This window comes from Arthrobacter sp. CC3, from assembly GCF_039907775.1.
In the GTDB taxonomy this organism is placed as follows: domain Bacteria; phylum Actinomycetota; class Actinomycetes; order Actinomycetales; family Micrococcaceae; genus Arthrobacter.
Genome location: NZ_JARCCY010000048.1, coordinates 23,997 through 34,604 on the forward strand (window position 1 = coordinate 23,997; position 10,608 = coordinate 34,604).

Annotated in this window: 9 protein-coding genes; 6 read left to right on the plus strand and 3 right to left on the minus strand. The window is 66.9% G+C overall.

Annotated features, from left to right (window positions below; genetic code table 11):
- Positions 1–50 precede the first annotated feature (50 nt).
- Positions 51–866, minus strand: a complete 816-nt coding sequence (locus PV761_RS20785; protein ID WP_028270905.1) for a methyltransferase domain-containing protein — start codon at positions 864–866, stop codon at positions 51–53.
- Positions 867–992: 126 nt separating this feature from the next.
- On the opposite strand from PV761_RS20785, the gene PV761_RS20790 reads away from it, so the two are divergent.
- Complete coding sequence (locus tag PV761_RS20790; protein WP_347899514.1) at positions 993–2,279, plus strand: APC family permease; 1,287 nt, start codon at positions 993–995, stop codon at positions 2,277–2,279.
- On the opposite strand, the gene PV761_RS20795 is transcribed toward PV761_RS20790, so the two are convergent.
- Positions 2,173–2,736, minus strand: a complete 564-nt coding sequence (locus tag PV761_RS20795) for a helix-turn-helix domain-containing protein (protein WP_347899515.1) — start codon at positions 2,734–2,736, stop codon at positions 2,173–2,175. The genes PV761_RS20790 and PV761_RS20795 overlap by 107 nt on opposite strands.
- Before the next feature lie 163 nt (positions 2,737–2,899).
- Between PV761_RS20795 and PV761_RS20800 the strand changes: the two genes are divergently transcribed.
- Positions 2,900–5,116, plus strand: a complete 2,217-nt coding sequence (locus PV761_RS20800) for an efflux RND transporter permease subunit (protein ID WP_347899516.1) — start codon at positions 2,900–2,902, stop codon at positions 5,114–5,116.
- A gap of 120 nt (positions 5,117–5,236) precedes the next feature.
- Here the strand turns inward: PV761_RS20800 and PV761_RS20805 are convergent, their stop codons facing one another.
- A complete protein-coding gene (locus PV761_RS20805; protein WP_347899517.1) occupies positions 5,237–6,166 on the minus strand; it encodes an NAD-dependent epimerase/dehydratase family protein in 930 nt (309 codons plus the stop codon).
- A 146-nt stretch (positions 6,167–6,312) separates the two neighbouring features.
- Here PV761_RS20805 and PV761_RS20810 point away from each other — a divergent pair, with 146 nt between their 5' ends.
- The 4 genes from PV761_RS20810 to PV761_RS20825 all read left to right on the plus strand — a co-directional run bounded on the left by PV761_RS20810 (position 6,313) and on the right by PV761_RS20825 (position 10,525).
- Positions 6,313–7,065, plus strand: a complete 753-nt coding sequence (locus tag PV761_RS20810; RefSeq protein WP_347899518.1) for a WHG domain-containing protein — start codon at positions 6,313–6,315, stop codon at positions 7,063–7,065.
- A 190-nt stretch (positions 7,066–7,255) separates the two neighbouring features.
- Positions 7,256–8,587, plus strand: a complete 1,332-nt coding sequence (locus PV761_RS20815) for an extracellular solute-binding protein (RefSeq protein ID WP_347899519.1) — start codon at positions 7,256–7,258, stop codon at positions 8,585–8,587.
- 91 nt (positions 8,588–8,678) lie between these two features.
- Entirely contained in the window at positions 8,679–9,623 is a 945-nt protein-coding gene (locus tag PV761_RS20820) for a sugar ABC transporter permease (RefSeq protein WP_028270900.1), read from the plus strand.
- A 2-nt stretch (positions 9,624–9,625) separates the two neighbouring features.
- Positions 9,626–10,525 carry a carbohydrate ABC transporter permease gene (locus tag PV761_RS20825; protein WP_028270899.1) on the plus strand — a complete coding sequence of 300 codons (900 nt, stop codon included), beginning with the start codon at positions 9,626–9,628 and terminating at the stop codon, positions 10,523–10,525.
- Positions 10,526–10,608: the final 83 nt, after the last annotated feature.

Genomic DNA, 10,608 nt, shown 5'->3' on the forward strand with positions numbered 1-10,608 from the left:
GGTTCTCCTTGCTGGTGGTCATTCTTGGAAAGCTAAGCAGCCGGTGAAGCTCAGGCCCGGGCGATGACCTCGCCGTTGGGGATCAGGAACCAGCCGTCGTCGGTGGAACCCCAGCGGTGCCACCCGGCGGAGATCCGGGCAAGGTCAGCGGCGTTGGCGAAACCGTACTCAAGCGCCTGGTCCGCGAACGCCGAATGCAGCACCCGCTCGCCCCACACCCGGGCCTGCCACCGGCGCTGCTGGCCCGTGGCGTACAGCCAGTTGCTGCTGGTGGGCGCCACGTCCGTGAATCCCGCGGCCTGGGCCCAGGAGACCAGGCGGCGTCCGGCATCCGGTTCGGCGCCGTTGCGGCGGGCAATGCGCTGGTACAGCTCCATCCATTCGTCCAGTTCCGGAATGGCGGGATACCAGCTCATCCCGTGGAAATCGGCGTCGCGCACTGCCACGATGCCCCCGGGCTTGGCCACCCGGCGCATTTCACGGAGGGCCTCCACCGGGTCCGTCAGGTGCTGGAGCACCTGGTGGGCGTGGACGACGTCGAACGTTTCGTCGTCGAAATCCAGATCGTAGATGTTCCCGGCCACGAACTCGACGTTGGCCACACCACGTTCAGCGGCAAGCTCGCTGGCGTGGGTGATCACATCCGGCGAGCGGTCCAGCCCGGTGACGTGCCCCGGTGACACGAGGCCGGCGAAGTCGCAGGTGATGCTGCCCGGCCCGCAGCCCACATCAAGGACCGAGCTGCCCGGGGCAAGGTATGGGATCACGAACGCGGCGGAGTTCTCGGCCGTCCGTGAGGCATGGGCACGGACCACGGACTCATGGTGTCCGTGCGTGTACACATCTTCAGGCTGCTGCGCACTCATAAGGAAACGCTACCGCTCCGACGGGAAAATGCGCGGCAATCGGGCGGAGCAAAACAGGCAGTTTATTGTGCTTCGACGTCAGTTTTCCCGCTTCTGCAGCCCGCCGTTCTGCGGAACATTGGAGGAGTGGGAAACAAGAAATCCGGCAGTTCAGCGGGGCTCGGGCTGTTCCGGGCAACAGGGATCTACGTGGGCGCAATCCTCGGATCGGGCATCCTGGTGCTCCCGGCCATCGCCGCCCGGGAGGCGGGTCCGGCCTCGCTGCTGGCTTGGGCGGCGTTGCTGGTGTTCTGCACACCCGTCGCCTTCAGCTTCGCTGAGATGAGCCGGCAGGAGCCCGACGCCGGCGGGATCGCCCACTTTGTGACCAGGGCTTTCGGTCGCCGCGCCTCGGTGGTTGCCGGCTACCTGTTCTACTTCGCCATCCCGTTCGGCGCTCCCGCCACGGCGGTGATCGGCGGCAACTACATCGCCAATGCACTGGGCGGCGGCCACGGAACTGCGCTCGTGGCCGCGGCGCTGCTGCTGGCGGCCGGGTTCGCGAGCAACGCCGTCGGAATCAGGCTGTCCAGCCGCCTCCAGCTGGTGCTGATGGTGCTGCTCGTGGCGCTGCTGGCGCTCGCCGTTGCCGTGGCCGCACCCTTTGCCAAAGCGGAGAATTTTGAACCCTTCGCGCCGCACGGCTACTGGGCCGTGGGCGGAGTGGCCAGCCTGCTGTTCTTCTGCTTCGCCGGCTGGGAGGCAGTGACGCACCTGGCGGCCGAGTTCCGCAACCCCGGCCGGGACCTCAGGCGAGCCACCTGGCTGACGCTCGTCGTCGTCGGAGTGGTGTACATCGGGGTGGTGGCAGCCTCGGTGGCCGTGCTGGGCCCGGCCCTGCCTAAAAGCGCGGTGCCGGTGGCCGACCTGCTCGAAATGGGCCTGGGACCGCTGGCCGCCCCGCTGACCGCGGTTGCTGCGGCTGTGCTGACCTTCGGCCCGCTCAACACGTTCATCGCGGGCGCCAGCCGGCTCGGTTCCAGGCTGGCGGCCGACGGCGTGCTGCCGCCGGCGATGGCGCGCGGCGGCGGCCCGGGCGAGGTGCCCTCCGTGAGCCTGGCCGTCCTGGCCGGGATGACCTTCCTGTCCTTCGGAGCGGCGGTGGCCGGGCTGGCCAGCATGCAGTTCCAGATCGGCGCGGCCTCGGCCTGCTTCACCGCGGTGACGGCCTTCGGGCTCGCGGCGGGCACCCGGCTGCTGCCGTCCGGAACGCCGGCGTGGTTCGGCGTCATTGTCGCTGCCGGGGTGATGCTGCTGATCCTGCTTTTCAGCGGCTGGGCGCTGGCGGTTCCGGCGTTGCTGGCTGCTGCTGCGGTGTGGTCGGGGGCGCGTTTCCTGCCGGTTCCTGCGCGGCCGCTTCCTGTGCTGCGCTGATGGTTGCCCCGATCATGGATTCCATGAAGCGGGCAGCCACCTCCAGCTCCGCCGCGGTGAAATCCGCCATCGCGGCGCCCATGTGGCGGGCCAGCGGAAGGAACATGGCGCCGCCGTCGCGGTAGGCCTTGGACGTCATCCGAAGCTGGACCTGCCGGCGGTCCGCTCCCTGGCGTTCGCGCACCACGTGTCCCGAACCGTGCAGCCGGTCGATCAGCGCCGTGGTGGCGGGGGAGCTGAGGTTGAGCTCCTTGCGGAGTACGCCGGGGGTGACAATCTGGTCCTTGGCGGCATGCCGCATGATCACCGCCAGGGCATTGAGGTCCGTCCGGTGCATGTCATTGCGTCCGCCGGCCGAATCCACATACCGGTTGGCTTCAAGCGTGAACTCCTGCAGCAGCCGGACAAGGCCCTGGGGCGCGGCCGGTTCGGGGCGCTCGGATGACTCTTCTGACACGGCGACCCTCCTTCTGCGATGGCTTGGCAACTGCGCCAGCCTAGCCAAAATTCTCTCACCGACGGGTGCAAGCAACTATTTGTGCCGAAGTGCTTATCTCCATGGTGGAGATAGTCTACTATGGAGTAAATTCTACTCCTCCGAGCCACCCCAAGAAGGACCCATGAAAAAGAGGCATCCCGGCACCGCGCGCGTCCCGTTCTGGCTACGCTGGCTGGTCCCCGTACTGCTCGTGATCACCTGGCTGGCCATCGCCGGCGTCGGCGGACCCACTTTCGGCCGCCTCGACGAAGTCTCCTCCAATGACCAGGCGTCCTTCCTGCCTGCCGGTGCCGAAGCCACCGAAGCCCAGGACTGGCAGGCAAAGTTCCGGGATTCCGACGAGATCCCGGCCGTCATCGTCGTCGAAAGCGACTCCGCCTTCACGCCTGCGCAACTGGGCGAGGCCGCCGCCCTCAAGGACAAGCTTGAGGAGCTGCAGGCAGGCAGTGCGGTCATCGGTCCCATCCCGTCGGAGGACGGCGAAGCGGTCCAGTTCGTGGTGCCCATATCCTCGTCGGGCGAGGTCAAGGAAATCGTCCAGGAGCTCCGCCAGGAAGTTCAGGCGTCAGCCCCGGAAGGAATGCAGACTTTCGTCACCGGTCCGGCGGGACTGACGGCTGACCTGGTGAGCGCCTTCGCGGGCATCGACGGGATCCTGCTGCTGGTGGCCCTCGCCGCCGTGTTCATCATCCTGCTGATTGTCTACCGATCCTTGCTCCTGCCCATCGCGGTGCTTTTCACCTCGGTGTTCGCCCTGTGCGCAGCCATCCTGCTGGTGTTCGGCATGGCCAAGCTGGGCTGGATCCAGCTGAGCGGCCAAAGCCAGGGCATCCTTTCCATCCTGGTGATCGGTGCCGCGACGGACTACGCGCTGCTGTACGTTGCCAGGTTCCGCGAAGCGCTAACCCACACCACCAACCGCACGTCCGCCGTCCTCACGGCCTGGAAAGCCTCCTTTGAACCCATCCTGGCCTCCGGCGCCACGGTGATCATCGCCCTGCTGTGCCTGCTCTTTTCCGACCTCAACTCCAACAAGGCGCTGGGCCCGGTGGCGGCCGCCGGCATCCTGTGCTCGCTCTTTGCCGCCCTCACGCTGCTCCCGGCACTGATGGCCCTGCTAGGCCGCGCCGCCTTCTGGCCGTTCCGTCCCAAGCTGATCCCGGAGACCGAGCGCGAGCCTGAACTCGTCACCGGCCTCGAAGGCCAGAAGGGCCTGTGGCGCGCCACCGGCTCTCTCGTTTCCCGCCGCCCCCGGGCCGTCTGGGTAGCCTCGGTGCTCCTGCTCCTGGTGGCCTCCGCTGGCATCCTGCAGCTGAAGGCCAACGGCGTGCCGCAGACGGACGTTATCCTCACCGCCTCCAACGCGGTGGACGGCCAGGACGCGCTGGCCCGCCATTTCGACGCCGGTTCCGGCAGCCCCGCGGTGATCGTCGCCGACGAAGCGAAAGCGCAGGAGGTGCTGGAGAAGACCAAGGCGGCCGACGGCGTCGGCGATGCCTACCTCCTGGCGGAGGGGAGTGTGCCGGTCACAGGGGCCCCGGGGGCTCCCCGCGACCCTGATGTCCGCGAGGGCAAAGTCCTGATCAACGCCACCCTGAACTATGCCGCGGATTCCAGCGACGCTGAGAACGTCGTGGTGAAGCTCCGCGAGGATTTGAAGAAGATCGACGACTCCGCCCTGGTGGGCGGCGTCACGGCCACCGCGCTGGACACCAACACCACGGCCCAGCGCGACCTGATCGTCATCATCCCCGTGGTCCTCGCCGTCATCCTGCTGATCCTCATGCTGCTGCTGCGCTCCGTCCTGGCCCCGGTCCTGCTGGTGGCCTCGGTGGTGCTTTCCTACGCCGCCGCCATGGGCGTTTCGGCCCTGGTGTTCAACAACCTCTTCGGGTTCCCGGGGGCCGATGCGACGGTGCCGCTGTTCGGCTTCGTGTTCCTGGTGGCCCTGGGCGTGGACTACAACATCTTCCTGATGAGCAGGGTGCGGGAGGAGTCCCTCAAGCACGGCACCAGGCCCGGGATCCTGCGGGGACTCGGCGTGACCGGCGGCGTCATTACGTCCGCAGGCGTGGTCCTCGCCGCCACCTTCGCCGCGCTGGGCGTCATCCCCATCATGTTCCTGGTCCAGCTCGCCTTCATCGTGGCCTTCGGGGTCCTGCTGGACACCGTTCTGGTCCGCTCGCTGCTGGTCCCGGCGCTTGCCTACGACCTGGGCGGACGGATCTGGTGGCCCAGCAAACTGGGGCGGCTGGACGACGGCGGTCGGGCATCCGCTGGCCCGCGTGATGCCGAGGGCAGCCTGGATACGGACCTGGAGGGTGCCGCGCGCAGTTAGCGGGGCGTACGCGTCACGCCACGCACATTATCGGGACTCCGCGAAGGGTGCGGCCGCGAATCTACGCGGCCGCACACTTCGCGGTCGGCCAAAAGCCTGCTGTGCGTGACGGCTGAATCGTCACCCCTGCGCCCGCCACCAGGCCACGGTGGCGGCTGCGGCTTCCGGCAGCGGGGTCGGATGCAGGCCCAGGGCGGCCTCGCTGGCGTGCGAATCCATGACGAACGGCCGCTCGAACTGGTACAGCATCTCGGCCAGCTCGCGGGTGCCGCCGGAGAACAATCCGATGGCCCGGAGGGCCCAGCCCGGCACTGCGCCCATTTTGGGAGCGGGCACCCCGCCGGCTTCCGCGAAGGCCGCCGCAAGCCTGCGCTGGGTGACTGCCGGGCCCGTGGGCGCGTGCCACACCCGGTTCCACAAAGCCGGCGTCTGCGCGGCACGGATCATGGCCGCGGCAAGGTCCGGCACGTACGTGAAGGAATGCGGCTGGTCCGCGCTGCCGATCACCAGCAGCCGCTTTCCGGCCAGCACCGCCGGCACGATGCGTTCGCCGGCGTGGGAGTTCCGCACGCGCGGGCCGAAGAAATCGCCCGCCACCACGCTGACAGTATTCGCGGGGGAGGCTGCGCGCGCCTTCAGCAGCGCCGTCCGGACTCCGCGCTTTCCGCCCTGCGCCTCGCGGGGGCTGTCCTCCGCCATGACGGTGCCGGGCCGGCTGTAGGAGTACAGGCTTTCAGGAAATACGACGACGGCGCCCGCCTCGCCGGCCGCCGCCAGCACGGCCTCCTCGGCCCGGGGGAGCTCCCGCTGCCATGCGTCCGCAGCGTAGGCGGATCCATGGATGCAGTGGAAGACGGCGGCCGCCCCGGCGAACGCCCCGTCCAGCAGTGCCGGATGGGCGACGTCCACAGACATCCTCTCGATGAGGGGGTGCTCCGGGCCGCTGCCGGAGCGCGTCAGCACCCGCACGCGCATACCCTGGGCCGCAAGCTGCTCCGCAACGGTCCAGCCCACCGGGCCGGCGCCGGTGACCACAAAAAGTTCGGGCATTGGATTCCCTTTCCTCGGGATCTTCAGTCTGCTCTGGAATCTGAGAGAGCGCCGCTCTCGAAATAAGGATGCTCGGCGGGTGTTCCAAAGTCAAGAGCACTGCTCTCAATTGTTGACAGTGCTCTGAAGCGTGGAATGCTGGAGGCATGCCGGCCAACAATGACTCCGCCCCTGCACCCCGCGCGCCGCGCACGCCGCGGGAGCGTGCCCGTGCGCAGACCACCGCCGACATTGTCCGGCTGGGCCGCGAACACCTGGCCGTCCACGGCGCGGCTGCCCTGTCGCTGCGGGCAGTGGCCCGGGACCTCGGAGTGGTGTCCTCGGCCGTGTACCGGTACGTGCAAAACCGGGACGAGCTCCTGACCCTGCTGCTGATCGACGCGTACGGCGAGCTGGGCGACGAGGTGGAGGCCGCCGTCGCCCGCGTGCCCGAAGCGGATTTCGCCGGACGGTTCCGGGCCCTGGGGCGCGCCGTCCGCGGCTGGGCCGTCCGTGAACCCGCCCGTTACGCCCTGCTGTTCGGCAGTCCGGTGCCCGGGTACCGGGCGCCGGCGGAACGGACAACCGGTCCCGGGACCAGGGTGATCCGCAGCCTGACGGCCATTGTCGACGCCGCCTGGCGGGCCGGCGCCCTGCGCGCCGAGCCTGAGCCTCTGGCGGGGCCGTCTGCGGCTGCGGTGCCGGCGCAGCTGGCGGGCGACCTGGCAGCCATCCGGGAAGAGCTCGGGCTGGCGCTTCCCGACGGACTGCTGGCGCGCGGTGCGCTGGTCTGGACTTCGCTTTTCGGTGCCATCAGCTTCGAGGTTTTCGGCCAGTACGGGGAGGGTACTTTTGCGGCAAAGGACGCCCTGTTCGAGCACCACCTGCAGGTTCTGGCGGGTGTAGCCGGACTCGAATAACGGCTGTCGCACCCGAAAAAACAGCATGGCAACTCTCAATTTGTGAGCGCTAACAAATTTTCCTTGTAACTCCATTTACAACGATATAAAGTGTGTTGCAGCCCACAGTTGTCCGGCCCGCCCCCACGGGCCCGAAGCAGCCGGACAGTCGGCGAATTTTTTACCAACGGCTACGTCCAAAGGAGTGACGGTGAAGCAAGTTGATTCACGCCCGATGCAGATGACCCGCAGGCAATTGCTACTCGGAGGCGGTGTGCTCGCAGGCAGCCTTACCCTCGGAGCGAGCCTGACGGGCTGCGGCGGCGCGGCCCAGGCAGCGGGCAACGACATCCGCTTCTGGCACCTGCTCTCCGGCGGAGACGGCATCAAGATGATGGCCATGATCGACAAGGTCAACGCGGACCACCCCGACTACAGGGTCAAGCCGACCGTGCTGGCGTGGGGTGCGCCGTATTACACCAAGCTGGCCATGGCCTCCGCCGGCGGACGGCCTCCGGAGGTTGCCGTGATGCATGCGGCCAGGGTGCCGGGCTACGCTCCCGGCGGACTGCTGGATGCGTGGGACCTGGACCTGCTGGCGGAGTTCGGCGTGCGCCCGGAGGAATTCGGACCCAGAATCTGGGAGAAGAGCCAGTTCAACGGCCAGGTATTTTCGCTGGCACTGGACTCGCACCCGTTCGTGATGCTCTACAACACCGAAGTTGCGGACAAGGCCGGCGTCCTGGGGAAGGACGGCCGGCTGGCGGAGATCTCCTCGCCGTCGCAGTTCCTGGAAGTAAGCCGCGAACTGCAGCGCGTCACCGGCAAGCACGGGCTCTCCTACGGGTATCTGGGCGACGGCGCGCAGATGTGGCGGCTGTTCTACACGCTCTACCGCCAACACGGCGCGGACTTCGTGCTGGAGCCGGGCAGGCCCGCCCAGGTGGAGCGGGACGTGGCCATCGACTGCCTGGAGTTCATCACGTCCCTGCTGGATAACACCATCTCCACGAAAAGCGGCGACGGCGGGACAGCCATCGCGGAGTTCGCCGGCTCGGGGTCGGGGCTGCTCTTCACCGGTGTGTGGGAGTTGCCCACCATGAAAACGGCAGGAGTTCCGTTCGGTGCCAGCACCATCCCCACCCTCTTTGGAACGCCGGCCGCCTTCGCCGACTCGCACTCGTTCGTGCTGCCGCACCAGGCCCGGCTGGACGAAACCAAGCGCCGCGGCGTCTACCAGTTCGTGGCGTCCATGCTCAAGGGTTCCCTGAGCTGGGCCGAGGCCGGACACATCCCGGCCTACCAGCCGGTGGTGAAGTCCAAGGAGTACGCGGCACTGAAGCCGCAGGCGGACTATGCCCAGGCGGCGGACATCATCAACTACGACCCCGTGGCCTGGTTCACCGGCTCGGGATCCGATTTCCAAGGCTACTTCGCCGAGAACGTCCAGAACGTGTTCCTCGGACGGGACAAGGCCGCCGACGGCTGGGACGCGTTTATGAAGCGCATCAACACCGTCCTCGCAATGCCGAACCCGGTGTGAGGACGGCATCCGGCATGGCCGCCGAATCCTCTGCAGAATCCCGCCTGAACATTGACCCGCCCGTGACAAAGTCCGTGACAAAGGAGTCCTCATGAGCACTGCCCGCACCACAGCGCCCCCGGCAAAACCAGCGCCCGCGGTAAAACCTGCGCCCGCGGCGAAATCGCTGCGTTCCCGGCGCGACAACCTCCACGGCTGGGCCTTCTCGGCCCCCTTCCTGGCCTTCTTCCTGATGTTCCTGGTCTGGCCCATGATTTCCGGGGCCGTTATGAGCCTCACCGGAAAGTCCCTCACGGGCGCCAACAGCGGGTTCATCGGCCTGGCCAACTACAGCGAGGCGTTCGCCGACTCGGACATGTGGCGCTCGCTGGGGAACACGCTGTACTTCACGCTGATCAGCACCGTCCCGCTGGTGGTCATCGCCCTGGCGCTGGCAGCACTGGTCAACATGGGCCTTCCGGCGCAGTGGCTATGGCGGCTCTCCTTCTTCTCCCCGTTCCTGCTCGCCTCCACCGTGGTCTCACTGTTCTTCGCCTGGATGTACAACCCCGAGCTCGGGCTGTTCAATGACATGCTCGCAAATCTCGGCATTCCGCCGGTGGCGTGGCTGAACGATCCCGCGGTGGCGATGTGGGCCGTGGTGATCGCCACGGTGTGGTGGACCATCGGCTTCAACTTCCTCCTCTACCTGGCTGCACTGCAGAACATTCCGCAGCAGCACTATGAAGCGGCCTCGCTCGACGGTGCCGGGGGCTGGCGCCAGTTCTTCTCCATCAGCCTTCCCCAGCTGGGCCCCACCACCGTGATGATCGTGATCCTGCAGATCCTCGCTTCCCTGAAGGTCTTTGACCAGATTTACCAGATGACCGAAGGCGGGCCGGGCGGAGCAACCCGTTCCATCGTGCAGTACATCTTCGAGGCTGGCTTCACGGGCTACCGGCTGGGCTACTCCGCAGCCATTTCCTACATCTTCTTCGGCCTGATCCTGCTCATCGCGCTGGCGCAGGTCTTCATCACACGGAAAAGGAGCGCCTAGCCATGGCCACCACCACACTTTCCAAACCCGCGCTCCAGCCCAAGGGGTACGCCGAAACCGTTGCCAACCGGCGTGCGAAGACGCCGCTGTCCCGCATCCTGGCCACCGTCGTCGTGTCTGTCCTCGCCGTTGCGTGGCTGGTGCCCTTTGCCTGGGCCACCGTCACCGCGCTGAAGAGCGAAACCGACGCCGCGTCCACCCCCATCAGCTGGATACCGGCGTCGGGCTTCACCTTCGATGCCTTTGCCAAAGTGCTGCAGAGCGGCAATATCCCCACCTGGACGCTCAACTCGCTGTTCACGTCAGCGGCCATTACTGCCATCACCCTGGTGATTTCCGCGTCCGTCGCCTACGCCATTTCGCGGATCGACTTCCGCGGCAAGAGGATGCTGATGGGCGTGATCGTGGCCTCCATCATCATCCCGCCGCCGGTCCTCATCATCCCGCTGTTCCAACAGATGCAGTCCCTGAACCTGATCGACACCTACTGGGCGCTGATCCTGCCGCAGGTGATCCACTCGCCCATGGTGTTCGTACTCAAGAAATTCTTCGACCAGATTCCGCGGGAACTCGAGGAAGCCGCGCTGATGGACGGCGCCGGACGGCTGCGGATCTTCACCACGATCGTGCTGCCCCTGTCCCGGCCCATCCTGGCCGCCGTCGCCATCTTCGTGTTCATCGGGGCCTGGAACAACTTCCTCTGGCCGTTCATTGCCACCAACGAGAGCTCGCTGCTCACCCTGCCCGTGGGCCTGCAGACCATCAAGAGCGCCTACGGCATCCAGTACGCCCAGAACATGGCGTCCGCGCTGCTGGCCGCACTGCCGCTGATCGTCGTCTTCCTTTTCTTCCAGCGGCAGATCATCAGGGGCGTAGCCACCACCGGCCTTGCCGGCACGTAGCAGGCACCGGCCTAGTACTACAGTCGCGTTTATTAGTGACTTTCGGCGGTTTAATCGGACTTTCGGCTGGGAACCTGTTAATC